Raw genomic sequence first — 16,884 nt, forward strand, 5'->3', positions numbered from 1 at the left:
TATCTCCATCTATTTTGCTTAAAATAATATTTAAAAATGATGTAGTAGTTCCCGGCATAGTGAGGTACATTTTCAAAGCTACTAAGCTTGGTAAACAAGATTTGGGTGTACCTCAGTTGCTGAGGAAATGCTATATTTATATCTGGGTGGAGTTATTAAGTTGATTCCTGAAAAGCCTGGGCTATAGCATTGCGGGCTGGTTTAGATTGTAGGTTCTCATCGAAGGGAAGCGGACGCAGAAATTTCCAGAGACTTGGATTGTTTCTAAAAGTTTTTTTTGGCATCCACTCGGGATGACGTATCCAGGTATGACGATCGCTAAGTCCCCATGTAATGACAGTATCGACTTTAGCCGCAAAGCACAGATCAAGATATCGCTTGTAACTATCGGCTACCATTTGGTCTAGCTTTTTAATACTATCGGGCAATGGCGTATCAATAATAATATCTAATTCTGTGATTATTGGTTTAACTTCAAGATCGTTAAGCCGTTTTAAGACGGAATTAAATCCTTTCTCGTCAAAACCATAGGCAGTAGAAAACCATAGATGCGATTGGATACCTGCCCCGTCAATTTTAACGCCACTATTCTTCAGATATTCGACCATTTTTAAGAAACGCTCTGATTTCCATGTAGCGCCTTCGATGCCGAAATCGTTTAGGTAAAATTTCTTGCTGTTATCAACTGATGCAGCAATTAAAAACAAGTCTCGAATTAATTCTGGTTTTACCCCTTTACGCAAACCGTAGGTAGCATTGTCGGTTTCATTTTCACTATCAGCGATGATTTCATTGGCAATATCCCAAGATTTTAAAACGGGACTATTGCGATAATGCCCCATGACTCCTTTAACATGGCGTTCGATCATCTTAAGTGTAGGGGGGTATGTTGCCCAGTCTGGTCTTCCCATGTGCCAGAAAAGGGTATGCCCGTGCAAGTCTATCTTATGTTTTTGGCAGAAATTGGCGATCGCATCTGCTGATTCAAAGGTAAATTTTCCTGGTTGTGGTTCAGTAGCGTTCCATTTTAATTCACCATTCGGTGTCACAATCGAACATTCACGAGCAATCAGATTAGCATAATCCTTCTCTTTTAGCAGAATATCACTAGCAATTGCTGCGCCATAACGCTTCCCTTTGGCGGCAGCTAATTGCCGAAGGGGAGAATTTGCATTTGTATAATTTGCTGCAAGAGAATTCCTGCTATGGTCTTCTTTTTGGTTATCCTTTTGTAAAAACCCCATAGTGAATAAAGCAGAAAGGGTAGTATATCCTGCTCTTGTTAAAAATTTTCTCCGATCAGGCATAAATTACACTTAATAAAAAATACATTTATTATTATTTTACTGTATAAAAATCATACTGGTTATTATTGTGCCCTAGTTAACCTAGAATATACTGTGTTTTGGGATTCACGCCGATTTTCGTTGATGAGTATTACATCTAGCGCAAAACTAGGTTGCAGAAGTCCGGCCTGTAGATGTAGCCGCAGCTAAGATAGAAGTTGAAAATGCGATCGCTACACTTAAACACGATTATTAGCTATCTTAGGTTTTCTTCCTGGATTCATCCTTTCTTTTGGATTGTATCAAGTTACCTACGCGGCGACGATGCTTCCTATTTTCATGAAAATGGAACGGGCGATACAGGTTTATCAAGCGTCATTGCAGCCTTGAGTTATTTTTTATCATCTAAATGTAACGATATCAAGCAACTTTTTCTTAGTAGTATTCCCAATAAAGGTTTACTTTTGGTTAAAATTTATGCTATCGATGCAAAAAAGTGAAATAAATTATGCTGCAACAAAAACTATTTAATTAGAATTAATACTACCAAATACTGAGATGGCTGCCAGAGAAAGTAAAAAAGAGATCATACTTGAATAGCAAATTTGTTTTGAGTTTTGTTAGTCAATCTTAAGTAGGAGAGGCAGAATAAGCTACCTCTCATTCTCTTTGTCCTACAATAATTTTATTTTAACTTTAGAAATCACCTCTGACGGTTAAGTAAAATATATCAGAGATTCCCGACCCTATACCCCACAAAAAATAATAAATTCCCTTAAAGTCCTATCAAATACAGATTTTGATTGTTGAGTACATTATTAATACATATTAATAGATGCAGGATTACAGATGAGATATTAATAGATGCAGTATTGGTTGAAAGTTAACTTAGGAGCTACAAGTCCATCAATAACTATTCTTGAAATGCGGAGTAAATCCTACTATTAAATCTTCAATGCAGAGAATAAGTAGGTAGACATAATTAAATATAAAAAAATTCTTAGTTTGTAGTGAGCGATTTATCGCTCAGAGCAAAGATTATCAGGACTAAAGTCCTTACTACAAACTTTAATTATCACTTTCTAATTCTGGCTATTTCTGATTCTTATATTCACGTGTTCTGATAATGCAGTTTAGAGGCGGGGACAAAAATCAAGTTATGAACAAAACCTTTGCAACTATCGATGGGAATGAAGCTGTCGCCCGTGTTGCTTACAAATTAAATGAAGTGATTGCCATTTATCCTATCACCCCCTCTTCAGCGATGGGTGAATGGGCAGATGCTTGGTCAGCAGAAGGTCGTCCTAACCTCTGGGGTACTATTCCCAGCGTCGTGCAAATGCAGAGTGAAGGGGGAGCGGCTGGTGCTGTGCATGGGGCTTTGCAAACAGGTTCCCTGAGTACCACCTTTACGGCATCTCAGGGATTATTGTTGATGATACCCAATTTCTACAAAATTGCTGGTGAGTTGACTAGCGCTGTAGTTCACGTTGCCGCCCGTTCCCTAGCTACCCATGCTTTATCAATTTTTGGCGACCATAGCGATGTGATGGCAGCCCGTGCTACTGGTTTCGCACTGTTGTGTTCGGCTTCGGTGCAGGAAAGTCAAGATTTTGCTCTTATCGCTCATGCTGCTACCCTAGAGACGCGAGTCTCGTTTATGCATTTCTTTGACGGTTTCCGCACCTCTCATGAAGTGCAGAAAGTCAAACTGCTTTCAGATGATGATTTGCGATCGCTAATCCACAATAATCTAATACTCGCCCACCGCAGCCGCGCCCTCACCCCAGACCGTCCAGTTTTGCGCGGTACTGCCCAAAACCCCGATGTCTACTTCCAAGGACGTGAAGGGGCGAACCCTTATTACAACGCCTGTCCAGAAATTGTCCAGCGGATCATGGATGAATTTGGAGAACGCACGGGAAGGCATTATAAAATCTATGAATATTACGGTGCTAACGATGCCGATCGCGTTATCGTTCTGATGGGTTCAGGCTGTGAAACCGTCCATGAAACAGTAGATTACCTGAACGCCCGTGGTGAAAAACTTGGCGTGGTGAAAGTGCGACTTTACCGCCCCTTTGATGTCCAAAGGTTTGTTGCAGTATTACCAACTAGTGTAAAAGCGATCGCAGTTCTCGATCGCACCAAAGAAGCAGGTAGCGCCGGTGAGCCTTTGTATCTAGATGTCGTAGCTGCTATTCATGAAGCGTGGGGAGAAGATGCAGGGGAGCAGGGAGCAGGGAGCAGAGGGGAGGATCTTCTCCCCCGCCCCCTGCCCCCTGCCCCTCTGCCTAAAATCATCGGTGGTCGTTACGGTCTTTCTTCTAAAGAATTTACCCCGGCGATGGTGAAGGGCATCTTTGATAATCTTGCCCAAGCTAAACCAAAAAATCACTTTACGATTGGGATTAATGACGACGTTAGTCATACTTCCTTGAGCTTTGACCCTAGTTTCTCTACAGAATCGGATAACGTTGTCAGGGCAATGTTCTATGGATTAGGCGCTGATGGCACTGTTGGCGCTAACAAAAACTCCATCAAGATTATTGGTGAAGAAACCGACAATTATGCCCAAGGCTACTTTGTTTTTGACTCCAAAAAATCTGGCTCAATGACCGTCTCTCACCTACGCTTCGGTAAAGAGCCAATTCGCTCCACCTACCTAATTGACCAAGCCAACTTTATTGGTTGTCATCACTGGGGATTTCTGGAACGCATAGATATTTTGAAGGCTGCTATTCCTGGAGCGACTTTGCTGCTTAACAGCCCATACAATGCAGATACCGTCTGGGAATATCTGCCGCTGAAGGTGCAGCAGCAAATTATCGACAAGCATTTGAAGTTATACGTAATTAACGCTAGCCAGGTTGCCCGTGAAAGTGGCATGGGTGGCAGAATTAACACCATTATGCAGGTATGCTTCTTTGCCTTAGCGGGTGTCTTGCCGCAAGAAGAAGCGATCGCTAAAATCAAACAAGCGATTGAAAAGACTTATGGTAAAAAAGGCGTAGAAGTTGTCCGCATGAACCTGCAAGCTGTAGACAACACTCTAGCCAACTTGCATAAAGTAGATGTCCCCCAAACAATCCACATTCCTAACTCCTCACTCCTAACACCTAACTCTCCTCTTAACTCCGCTCCCGAATTTGTGCGAGAAGTTCTAGGCAAAATCATGATTTGGGAAGGTGATGACTTACCTGTTAGCACACTACCAGTTGATGGCACCTTTCCCGTAGGTACTGCCAAGTGGGAAAAACGTAACGTTGCCGAAGAGATACCTGTGTGGGAACCAGATGTCTGCGTTCAGTGTGGCAAGTGCGTCATGGTTTGTCCCCACAGTGCCATCCGTGCCAAGGCTTATCAAGTGGATGAGTTAGTTAATGCACCAGAAACCTTTAAGTCAACGGGTGCAAAAGATAAAGACTTTGCCAATCAAAAATTTACCATTCAAGTTGCCCCAGAAGATTGCACGGGATGCACTATTTGTGTAAATATTTGCCCTGCTAAAAATAAATCTGAGCCATCGCTGAAAGCGATTAACATGGCACAGCAGTTGCCATTGCAAGAGCAAGAGCGAAAAAACTGGGATTTCTTTTTGAGTTTACCTAATCCTGACAGGCGATCGCTAAAATTAAACCAGATTCGCCAACAACAACTGCAAGAACCTTTATTTGAATTCTCTGGTGCTTGTGCAGGTTGTGGTGAAACACCTTATTTAAAACTATTAACACAATTGTTTGGCGATCGCGCCGTCATCGCCAATGCTACAGGTTGTTCCTCAATTTATGGTGGCAATCTTCCCACCACTCCTTGGACAACCAACGCCCAAGGACGCGGCCCCGCATGGTCTAATAATCTATTTGAAGATAACGCCGAATTCGGTTTTGGCTTCCGCCTCTCCCTTGATAAACAAGCCGAGTTTGCGGCGGAATTGTTGCAACAGTTGGGGAGTGAAATAGATGAAAACCTTGTTTACTCCATTCTCAAAGCTGAACAAAAATCCGAAGCTGACATTTGGGAACAGCGTGAAAGAATAGAACTGTTGCAGCAGAAGTTAGATCAAATCGTAACTTTCGATCCTAATCTAAAATCTAAAATCCAAACTCTCAAATCCCTTGCCGATTACTTGGTGAGAAAAAGCGTCTGGATTGTTGGCGGTGACGGTTGGGCTTATGATATTGACTTTGGCGGTATCGATCATGTAATTGCTAGTGGTCGCAATGTCAACATCTTGGTGATGGATACAGAAGTGTATTCTAATACAGGCGGTCAATCTTCCAAAGCTACGCCACGAGCCGCAGTTGCCAAATATGCCGCCAGTGGTAAGCCAGCACCAAAGAAAGACTTAGGGATGATTGCCATGACCTACGGAAATGTCTACGTAGCGAGTGTAGCCCTTGGTGCTAGAGATGAACATACCCTGAAAGCATTTTTGGAAGCAGAAGCTTATGATGGCCCGTCACTGATTATTGCTTATAGTCATTGCATCGCCCACGGCATCAACATGACCACAGGGATGAATCATCAAAAAACTCTGGTAGAATCAGGTCGTTGGTTGCTGTATCGGCATAATCCAGAGTTGCTTAACCAGGGTAAAAATCCTTTGCAATTAGATATGCGATCGCCTACGCAATCTGTAGAACATTCGATGTATCAAGAAAATCGCTTCAAAATGCTCACCAAGAGCAAACCCGACGTAGCCAAGCACTTGTTAGAACAAGCGCAAACTGAGGTAGATGCCCGTTGGCAGATGTACCAATATCTGGCAAAGCGCGATACTTTCTGAACATCAGCCCTAGTTTTAGTTATAAAAATTGCGACTTTGGTAACTCAAGTTGCAATTTTTGTAACTAAAAATAGAAATTTAGTTACAAAATAATCATTTTGGTTAGTAAAGTAATTCTTTTTGTAACAAACATTATAATTTTCATCATAAAATTACCATTTTAGTTAGTAAAATCATTATTTTTGTTACTAACATCAAAATTTTCGTTACAAAATTACCATTTTGGCTAGTAAAATCATTATTTTCCTTACTAACGCTGTAATTTAAGTTGTGTTGAACCCAAGTTTTAGCCAATAAACGCGCAAATGTTGAATTTGCTTCCTCAAGATAATCTGTAAGAAGATTGCAATATCGACTACAGGCTACGCCTAAGTAAAAACTTTATATACCACTTCCTAAAATTCATTCTAACTTTATCAAAATTACACTTAGCCTATTGACAATGCTTATATATTCATTAGAGTATTTAAGTGATTTAACAGTTATTAAAGTATTAAAGTAATTTTTGCTTACAAAATTAAATCGTTTGACTAGCTGATATCAAAAGACCGCTATCAATAGAATTTATAACTGTAAGCTTGTAATTCGTGATTAAACTTCCTAATTATGAATTACGAATTATTCAATTCCCCCTATTGGTTGGATGTGGCAGGAAAAGAGTATCACAGAGGATAAACAGGGGGATATTAATAGAGTTGTAGCCAATTAGAAAATATCTGGTGCGTAGACGTAGCCCGTCGTAGACATCGCACAATCTATAATGCAGTCACAAATTGGCAATGTAATGCCAGTGGGGGAGAGGTGAAGAAAGCAAATTGTATTAGGATTTTTTACAAGAATTTAGAGCAGCTTGTTACTCAGCCTTCTAGTACGCCACGGCGTAAATAGAGCAATTATTTAAAATCCCTAAAAAACCCATTCCATAATACTTTTGACTTCCGCTTTGCGGCACTAGTGTCTTCGATCGTGACTAACAAAAAATAACTCATAAAAACTAACACTGAAGAAATGATGGCAAATTCAACTTTTAACTTTTCGGATCTCAACGGCACTAACGGCTTTGCCATCAGCGGCATCAATGAAGGTGACGACTTAGGCTTCTCTGTCAGCAGTGCGGGAGACATCAACGGCGACGGTTTTGACGATCTGATTATTGGGGCACCAGACGCCTCACCCAACGGCAACTATTCGGGAAAGAGCTACGTAGTGTTTGGCAGACAGGGGGGTTTTGATGCTCAACTAAACGTCTCCACCCTTAACGGCACTAATGGCTTTGCCATCAACGGTATCAATCCACATGATTTCTTAGGCAATCCTGTCAGCAGTGCGGGAGACATCAACGGTGACGGTCTTGACGACCTGATTATAATGGCAAAGGGTGCCTCCCCCAACGGGCCGAACTCAGGGCAAAGCTACGTAGTTTTTGGCAGCAAGGAAGATTTTAGTGCCAGCTTTGATCTCTCCACCCTCAACGGTCTTAACGGCTTTACCATCAATGGTATCAATCCAGGTTTTTTGTCATCATCAGGCAAGTCCGTCAGCAGTGCAGGAGACATTAACGGCGATGGTCTTGACGACCTGATTATTGGGGCACCACCGCCAGCTTCTTCTCCCAATGGCTACTTTTCAGGGCAGAGTTACGTGGTGTTTGGCAGCAAAAAAGATTTTAGTGCCAGCTTTGACCTTTCCAACCTCAACGGTACTAACGGCTTTATCATCAACGGCATCGATTTAGGCTACTCTGTCAGCGGTGCGGGAGACATCAACGGCGATGGCATTGACGACCTAATTATGACGTCAAGAGGTAGCGACGCCAACGGCCGCTTCTTAGGGACGAGCTACGTAGTATTTGGCAGCAAAAAAGATTTTAGTGGCAGCCTTGACCTCTCCACCCTCAACGGTACTAACGGCTTTGTGATTAACGGCATCGACTCAGGTATCTCTGTTAGCAGTGCGGGAGACATTAATGGTGACGGCATCGACGACCTGATTATCGGGGCGTATGATATATCCTCCTCCAACACCTTCTCAGGGCAGAGCTACGTGGTGTTTGGCAGTAAGTCTGGTTTTGATACCCAACTCAACTTCTCTGACCTGAATGGTACTAATGGTTTTACCATCAACGGCGTCAATGAGGGCGATCAATTAGGCATCTCTGTCAGCAGTGCCGGAGACGTTAATGGCGACGGTATCGACGACGTGATTATCGGGTCAAATAGTGCAGGTCAGAGCTACGTGGTATTTGGCAGTAAGTCTGGTTTTGCTGCCAGTTTTGATCTTTCCAGCCTCAACGGCACTAACGGCTTTGTCATTAAAAGCATTAATCAAGATTTCTACTCACCAAGCAGGTCTGTCAGCGGTGCGGGAGACATCAACGGCGATGGTCTTGACGATCTGATTATCGGGGGGCGAGGAGGTTACGGTTATACGGTGTTTGGCAACAGCGCTCCTGTCCTCGACCTGAACGGCAACTCTTCAGGAATTAATTTTAGCACCACTTTTAGCGGCACTCCGGTCTCCATTGTCGATCCTAACTTCACCCTGAGCGATAACAACACTACCCTAGCTGGTGCTACCATCACCATTACCAATCTCTTAAATGGCGCAGCCGAAAGTCTCAATGCCACTGCCATTGGTAACATCACCTCTACCTACAACATCACCACAGGTACTCTTACCCTGAACGGCAATGATACCATTGCCAATTACCGACAAGTTCTCAACAGCCTTACTTACAACAATACTGCTGCCACTACTGTTAACACCATAATTGAGTTTGTCATTGATGACGGGCAAGGTTTCAGTAACACCAGTGCAGTGGCAATAACTAGCTTGGGTGGCCAGAAATTCATCACCGGAACTCCTGGTGCAGATATTCTCATCGGTACACCCAACAATAACATCATTGAGGGATTGGATGGTCAAGATAGATTTATCTTTAACCCTGGCGATGGCATCGACATTATCACCGACTTTAGCGGTGTAGGCAAAGGTTCAAAAGCTTTACCAGCAGTAATTCCTCAAGTGGACACGTTGGAATTTACAGGTAGTGGATTGACTGCTAAGAATCTGCAATTAACTCAAAATAGTAACAATCTAGAAGTCACTTTTGAAGATACAATCAATACCAAAGTCATCCTGGAAAACTTTCAATTAGAAAAGCTGGATAATTTACCAGCGTCAAATAGCAGAACTGCTATAGGCAATATCCTGTTTGATGGACAGACTAACATAGCTGACAGTTTCGATGTCTTCGATGCTAACTCCACTCAAACTAACTTATTTAACAAAAACACAGTGACTTTCCTCAATGACCTTAACAATGACATCACAGGTTTTGACAACTCCGATGATGTGATTAATGGTCAGGGAGGTGATGACATCATCGATGGTAAGAGTGGCAACGATTATCTACGTGGTGGCGCTGGCAATGATACCCTCATTGGTAGTGCAGGTAATGATACTCTCGTTGGCTGTGCTGGTGCTGATATATTCCTTTACAGCACTAATGCTGCTTTTAACGGCTCTGCAATTGGTGTAGATACCATTAGTGACTTTAACAGATCCCAAGGTGACAAGATTTTACTGGATAAGACTACCTTTGGTGCGATCGCTTCTACTGCCGGAACAGGTTTTAGTAACAAGAGTGATTTTAAAATCACAACTTCAGCCGGGACTAGCACAGCAAAAATTGTGTATGACGCTGTGAGTGGGCAGTTGTTCTACAACCAAAATGGCAGCGCGGCTGGTTTTGGCAGTGGTGGTTTATTTGCAACTCTAACTGATGCGCCAACTCTCACCGAATCTGATTTTGTCTTGCAAGCATAGTTTGCCTAAAACATAGGTGTTCCAAGCTTGGAACAGCAAACGGCGAGTTCAGATTTGTACCACTGTGGCAACCCCTGTTGATTGTTGAAATTTTTAATTGTACAAACAAAGGGACGAACTCATGGCAAATTCAACTTTTAACCTTTCAAATCTCAACGCCACTCAGGGCTTTGCTATTAACGAAATCAATATAAGTGACAGTGCGCGCAGTTCTGTCAGCAATGCGGGAGACATCAACAGCGACGGCATCGACGATGTGATTATCGGGGCATTCCTTGCTTCCCCCAACGGCTTATACAATTCAGGGCAGAGCTACGTGGTGTTTGGCAGCAAGAACGATTTTGGTGCCCAATTTAACCTCTCTACTCTCAACGGCACTAATGGCTTTACTATCAACGGCATCAATGAAGGTGACTTCTTAGGCTCTGTCAGCAATGCGGGAGACATCAACGGCGACGGCATCGACGATGTGATTATTGGGGCATTTAGTGCCTCGCCCAACGGCTCCGATTCAGGGCAGAGCTACGTGGTGTTTGGCAGCAAGAACGATTTTGATGCCCAATTCAATCTCTCAACCCTCAATGGCACTAATGGCTTTACTATCAACGGCATCAATGAAGGTGACGGTTTAGGCTGGTCTCTCAGCAGTGCGGGAGACATCAACGGTGACGGCATCGACGACTTAATTATCGGGGCACGCTTTGCTGACCCTAACGGCGACTTCTCAGGGCAGAGCTACGTGGTGTTTGGCAGCAAGGACAGTTTTGATACCCAATTCAATCTCTCCACTCTCAACGGCACTAATGGCTTTGCCATCAACGGCATCAATGAAGGTGACTTCTCAGGCTGGTCTGTCAGCAGTACGGGAGACATCAACGGTGACGGCATCGACGACCTGATTATCGGGGCATTACTTGCCGACTCCAACGGCTTATACAATTCAGGGCAGAGCTACGTGGTGTTTGGCAGTAAGGGCAATTTTGATGCCCAATTCAATCTCTCCACCCTCAACGGCACTAATGGCTTTATTATCAACGGCATCAATCAAGAAGACCGTCTAGGCTGGTCTGTCACTAGTGCCGGAGACATCAACGGCGACGGCATCGACGACTTGATTATCGGGGCACCAAGTGCCAGCCCCAACGGCGACTTCTCAGGGCAGAGCTACGTGGTGTTTGGCAGCAAGGGCGGTTTTGATGCTCAATTCAATCTCTCTACTCTCAACGGCACTAATGGCTTTGTCATCAACGGCACTAATATAGTTGACTACTCAGGTAGGTCTGTCAGCAGTGCCGGAGATATCAACGGCGACGGCATGGATGACCTGATTATCGGGGGAGGGGGTTTAGGGGAGAGCTACGTGGTGTTTGGTAGCAAGGACGGTTTTCGTGCCCAATTTAATCTCTCTACACTCAACGGCACTAATGGCTTTACCATCAAAGGCGCCGGAGGTAGCTTATTTAGCTCCTCTGTCAGCAGCCGTGCGGGAGATATCAACAGTGACGGCATCGACGACCTAATTCTCAGCTCACTAGATGGCGACTTCAGCGGAAATTATGGCTCAGACAAGAATAGCTACGTGGTGTTTGGCAACTGCGCTCCCGTACTCGACCTCAACGGCAATTCAGAGGGAATTGATTTTAGCACTACCTTTAGCGGTACTCCCGTCTCCATCCTCGATCGCAATTTCACCCTAAGTGACAACAATACTACCTTAGCTGGTGTCACCATTACCATTACTAATCTTTTTAATGGCGCAGCCGAAAGTCTTAATGCCACTGCCATTGGTAACATCACTTCTACCTACAACTCCACCACGGGTACTCTCACCCTGAGCGGCACAGATACCATTGCCAATTACCGACAAGTTCTTAACAGCCTTACCTACAACAATACTGCTGCCGCTACTGCTAACACTACAATTGAGTTTGTCGTTAATGACGGGCAAGGTTTTAGTAATACCAGTGCAGTAGCAACTACCACATTGGGTTTTGTCCAAAAATTCATCACGGGAACTAAGAGTGCAGATATCTTCATCGGCACACTCAACAACAACATTATCGATGGGAAAGCTAGTAACGATATCCTCACAGGCAAAGGTGGTGAAGATAAATTTATCTTTCTCCCTGGCGATGGTATCGACACCATCACCGACTTTGGTGGCATTGGCAAAGGCACAAATCCTTCATCGGGGGTGATTTCTCAAGTTGACACCCTGAACTTTACAGGATTGGGATTGACTGCTAGAAATCTGCAATTAACTCAAAATGGTAACAATCTAGAAGTCACTTTTGAAGATATCGCCAACACCAAAGCCATCCTGCAAGACTTCAAATTAGAATACTTGGATAATTTACCAGTATTAGGTAGCAGAGCTGCGATCGGCAATATCCTGTTTGATGGACAGACTAATATCACTGACAGTTTTGATGTCTTCGATGCCAACTCCACTCAAACTAACTTGTTTAATAAGAACACGGTAACATTCCTCAATGACCTTAACAATAACATCACAGGTTTTTACAATTCCAATGATGTGATTAATGGTCAGGGAGGTGATGACATCATCGACGGCAAGAGTGGCAACGATTTGCTACGAGGCGGCGCTGGTAATGATACCCTCATTGGTGGTGAAGACTATGATACTCTCGTTGGCGGTGCAGGTGCTGATATATTTGTGTACAAAAACGATTCTTACAGACTTTCTACTCTTCTAGTAAATACCATTAGTGACTTTAATAGTTCTGAAGGTGACAAGATTGTACTGGATATAACTTCCTTTAGTGCCATTACCTCTGTTGCGGGAAATGGTTTTAGTAACGCCAATGATTTTCAACTCACTAATTTAGCAGGCACTAGCACGGCGAAAATTGTGTACGATCCTGTGAGTGGACAGTTGTTTTACAACCAAAATGGCAGCGCGGCGGGTTTTGGCAATGGTGGTCTATTTGCGACTCTAACTGGTGCGCCAACTCTCACGACATTAGATTTTATCTTGCAAGCGTAGTTCCAACACGAAACTACTAGTTCGAAATTTTGAAATTGAATCCTTTAGTAACAACTCTCGGCTACTTAGAAAGACGAGTCATTTCAAACAATTGCTGGGCATTACTTCCTAAAAAAGCATCAAAAAGTACCTGCTTTCCAGGTTCCACATCTATTAGATAGCGCTGGGCAATTTCATAATAGGCGTAAGTCCAAGGGATTTGAATTTCCGCACCACTGTTATCATCTAACACCGTCACCATTTCCGTTACTGCTTGAGTTGCAGTTTGCCGCAAACCACAAGCAACATTACCCTCTATCTCTGCTTTCATTGGTACACCCAGGTTAGCCAAAGCACTAGCGGTAGTATCAATGTCTGGATATTCTGGAGTATTCTGTCCATTAACGTAGCCTGTAAAGTGGTTGACAGCATAACCGTGCAGCAACACCCAAGCCCCATATTGAGTAACCTTATTCACCTCTTCGACAACAGAATGCTGCGGAGGTTGCCAAGGACGGGTAAAAACTTGTTGGAGTTGTTCGGCGATGGTTTCAATATTCGCGTCTTTTTGTAGAAGAATAAGGGGTGAGGTCAGTTCCTTTGGGATTGAAGATACTGTTTTAGAGATGAGTTGGGCAATATTAGGAGGCAATTCATCGACAATCAACTCACTGATAAACAGCTTGGGTAAGTTAAATTCCTCTTGCTGCGGATGACGATAATGACGAGCGTACAAATGAGTTTGAGCAAAAGTATACTCTCCAGCCGCCACGTAACCCAAAGCTTCTGCAAGTTGTGCGAGGTAATCAATTCCTAAGTTAAGTTGACCCTGTGGAGTATCTACTAATAAACGCAATGAGCGAAAAGCGATGTGGTCATTGGCGACAGTGCCACCCGCAGTAGTAATCATTTCCTGGTAGATACGAGCATGATTTACCCTGGTGCTATATTCTTGCCAAAGTAATTTCCATAAATTAAGGGCTATTTTATTTGTCATTTGTCATTTATTATTTGTCATTGGTCATTGGTCATTGGTCATTTGTCATCTTTTAAGAACTTAAAATCTCGCTGATAATCTGAAGGGCTATCTGAATTTGGTCACTGTCGATAACTAGAGGGGGACAGAAACGAATTGCGGCTTTACCGCAACCTAGCAATAATAAACCGCGTAAAAAAGCTTCTTGGATAATGCGATCGCGCAATTTATAATCAAGATTACCCTGTTCATCCAATAAATCTACCGCTACCATCAATCCCTTACCTCGTGGCGGCGATACTCTCGGAAATCTTTGATGCAACTGGGTAAGACTAGCTTGTAATAATTCTCCCATTTGGGTAGCGTTTGCCATCAAACCACTTTCTAGCAATCGCAGTGTGGCAATACCAGCAGCACAAGCTACAGGATTACCGCCAAATGTAGTAGCGTGAGAACCAGGAGGCCAAGTCATTAACTCTGGTCTAGCTAGTATCGCTCCTAATGGCAAACCACTGGCGATACCTTTAGCAGTAGTAATGATATCAGGCATCACACCCCAATGCTCGATCGCAAATAAGCGACCAGTCCGCCCCATCCCCGCTTGCACTTCATCCACTACCATCAGAATACCGTGGCGATCGCATATCTCCCGAATCCGTTTCAAAAAACCATCTTCAGGTACGATATATCCACCCTCTCCTTGAATCGCTTCGACTACAATCGCCGCTACTTCTTGCGGTGGTAAAATTGTGCAAAATAACTGTTGTTCCAGATAATCTAAGCTGGCGTGAGTGCCGTAGGGGATATGAGTAACGCCAGGAACTAAAGGCCCAAAATTAGCTCGTTGCACTGCTTTGGAACCAGTCAGAGACATTGCCCCATAAGTGCGTCCGTGAAATGCACCTAAGAATGCCACAATTAGCGATCGCTTGGTGTAATATCGAGCTAGTTTGATTGCTCCTTCGTTGGATTCTGCCCCGGAATTGGTGAAAAATATCTTTGCGGGAAACACAGCATTACTCTGTGGCTGGGGAAAGGGAGCGCGAATTGCTAATTGTTCCGCTAGTTCCACCATCGGCTCATAATAAAAATCTGTCCCTGACATGTGCAACAGACGCGCCGACTGTTCTTGAATTGCTTTGACGACTTCCGGGTGGGCGTGTCCGGTGGCGGTGACGGCAATACCTGCGGTCATATCCAGAAATACATTGCCATCCACATCTTCCACCATACAGCCCTGACCGCGAGATACAACTAACGGGTAATCGCGGGTATAAGAAGGAGAAGTTACGGCGCGATCGCGTTGTACAATTGCTTGAGCGCGAGGCCCAGGTAAGGAAGTTATTAAATGGGGTGTACGAGGTAAATTTAAGTTAATAGGTATACTTAACATTATTTTTGCAATTTTTTAAAGATTACTGATGATTAAACGCTAAAGCTTGATTGCTTACAGTAGCATTTGATTCCATTGGTGTAAAAATTACGCATTTACCGCAAAAGCTTCACAGTAAAGATTTTCGTATTTTGTAAGACTTTGCCCGTTTTTATAACACAACTTCTGCGATCGCGTCATATTATATTTTTTGAAGCATAACAGCTTCACTATTAGATGTCAGGGTACAAGCTACAGAACGTTTGTTGAGAGAAGCTGTATTACATCCACAGGAGAATTGCTATATGCAAAAATTAATACAAGTCTCTGAGATAATCAACTAATGACTTGGGTATCTGGACAAAAGTTACACCGCGATCGGTATGAAATTAAACAACAGTTAGGACAGGGGAACTTCGCTATTACTTATCTTGCTGAGGATCGGGATGGCAAGAATGTTGTAATTAAAACATTGGATTCCAATTTGCTCAATCAATTAAGTAACGAAGACCGCGATCGCTTAAAATCAGGTTTTGCAGATGAATCCCGTAAACTAGCAATATGCAAACATCCGAATATTGTCCAAGTCATTGATACCTTCGAGGAAGGTAATTTAAAATGCATGGTCATGGAGCATATTCCAGGAGATAATTTAGCCAAGATTGTTCAACCGCGAGGATTTCTCCCTGAAAAAGAAGCCCTAAACTATATCCAGCACATTGGAAAAGCACTCATAGTAGTTCATGAACAAGGATTTTTACATCGAAATGTGAAACCAGAAAATATCATTTTGCGGTCGGGTACGCATCAGGTTGTTTTGATAAACTTCGACTTAGCACGAAGATTTGTTGATAACCCAGTGTCAAGTCGCGGTAACTTGGTTGACAAATTTACACCAATTGAACTGTATTCCAACTCTCCTAGACAACAGGCGCGGCGTAAACCTTGGACTGATATTTATTCTCTTGCGGCAACTTTATATCTTTTATTAACAGGAAAACTGCCAGAAAGTGCAATTGAGCGCCAAGATAACAATAAGCGTTTAATTCCGCCGAAAGAATTGAATGATAAAATTAGCGATCGCGTCAATCAAGCAATTCTCCACGCAATGGAACTACAACCCGACAACCGTCCCGAAACAGTAGAAGACTGGTTAATGGAATTGGGTTTCAAAACAGCAGGTTTTTCTCTTCCCAAACTTCCTTGGACACAACCCTTGTGGGCGTGGATATTAGAGATTATGGGTGTATTAGCATTATTTGCAGCCTTGATATCAGGAGTCAAAGACGGCACAGATTTATTCAAAGATTGGTTCCCAGACAAATCAGCACCTATCAATCCCCCAACACAACAAACGCCATCATCTTCCGCTAAACCACAAAATAGGTAATAGGCTAGACTTACGCAAAAGTTAGTTTTAGAGTCGCATTAGTAGCTTTTGCGACTCCAAAAGTTAGTTTTCAAGTCGCATTAGTAGCTTTTGCGACTCCAAAAGTTGGTTTTCAAGTCGCATTAGTAGCTTTTGCGACTCCAAAAGTTAGTTTTCAAGTCACATTAGTAGCTTTTGCGACTCCAAAAGTTAGTTTTCAAGTCGCATTAGTAGCTTTTGCGACTCCAAAAGTTAGTTCAGCAGTAGCCAGAAAACCT

Annotated in this window: 7 protein-coding genes and 1 pseudogene; 5 read left to right on the forward strand and 3 right to left on the reverse strand. The window is 43.2% G+C overall.

Annotated features, from left to right (window positions below; all coding sequences use genetic code 11):
- Positions 1-155: 155 nt before the first annotated feature.
- Positions 156-1,244, reverse strand: coding sequence for an endo-1,4-beta-xylanase (locus HWQ43_RS11955; protein WP_292733355.1), 1,089 nt, complete (start codon positions 1,242-1,244; stop codon positions 156-158).
- 291 nt (positions 1,245-1,535) lie between these two features.
- Here HWQ43_RS11955 and HWQ43_RS11960 point away from each other — a divergent pair.
- The 4 genes and pseudogenes from HWQ43_RS11960 to HWQ43_RS11975 form a co-directional block, all read left to right on the forward strand.
- Positions 1,536-1,655, forward strand: a pseudogene (locus HWQ43_RS11960) (ABC transporter); the annotation flags it as partial.
- 790 nt (positions 1,656-2,445) lie between these two features.
- Entirely contained in the window at positions 2,446-6,075 is a 3,630-nt protein-coding gene (gene nifJ, locus HWQ43_RS11965) for a pyruvate:ferredoxin (flavodoxin) oxidoreductase (RefSeq protein ID WP_292733358.1), read from the forward strand.
- Positions 6,076-7,083: 1,008 nt separating this feature from the next.
- Positions 7,084-9,903 carry a hypothetical protein gene (locus HWQ43_RS11970; protein ID WP_292733361.1) on the forward strand — a complete coding sequence of 940 codons (2,820 nt, stop codon included), beginning with the start codon at positions 7,084-7,086 and terminating at the stop codon, positions 9,901-9,903.
- A 121-nt stretch (positions 9,904-10,024) separates the two neighbouring features.
- The gene (locus HWQ43_RS11975) at positions 10,025-12,910 is read left to right on the forward strand and encodes a hypothetical protein (protein WP_292733364.1); all 2,886 of its coding nucleotides are present in this window, start codon (positions 10,025-10,027) and stop codon (positions 12,908-12,910) included.
- Between the two features lie 61 nt (positions 12,911-12,971).
- Here the strand turns inward: HWQ43_RS11975 and HWQ43_RS11980 are convergent, their stop codons facing one another.
- Complete coding sequence (locus HWQ43_RS11980; RefSeq protein ID WP_292733366.1) at positions 12,972-13,886, reverse strand: DUF1338 domain-containing protein; 915 nt, start codon at positions 13,884-13,886, stop codon at positions 12,972-12,974.
- Positions 13,887-13,938: 52 nt separating this feature from the next.
- The gene (locus HWQ43_RS11985) at positions 13,939-15,258 is read right to left on the reverse strand and encodes an acetyl ornithine aminotransferase family protein (RefSeq protein WP_292733369.1); all 1,320 of its coding nucleotides are present in this window, start codon (positions 15,256-15,258) and stop codon (positions 13,939-13,941) included.
- A 322-nt stretch (positions 15,259-15,580) separates the two neighbouring features.
- Between HWQ43_RS11985 and HWQ43_RS11990 the strand changes: the two genes are divergently transcribed.
- Positions 15,581-16,627: a serine/threonine-protein kinase gene (locus HWQ43_RS11990; RefSeq protein WP_292733372.1), complete on the forward strand. Its 1,047-nt coding sequence runs from the start codon at positions 15,581-15,583 to the stop codon at positions 16,625-16,627.
- The last annotated feature ends 257 nt before the right edge of the window (positions 16,628-16,884 follow it).

It is taken from the genome of Nostoc sp. JL31 (assembly GCF_017114965.1).
GTDB classification, from domain to species: Bacteria; Cyanobacteriota; Cyanobacteriia; order Cyanobacteriales; family Nostocaceae; genus Nostoc; species Nostoc punctiforme_A.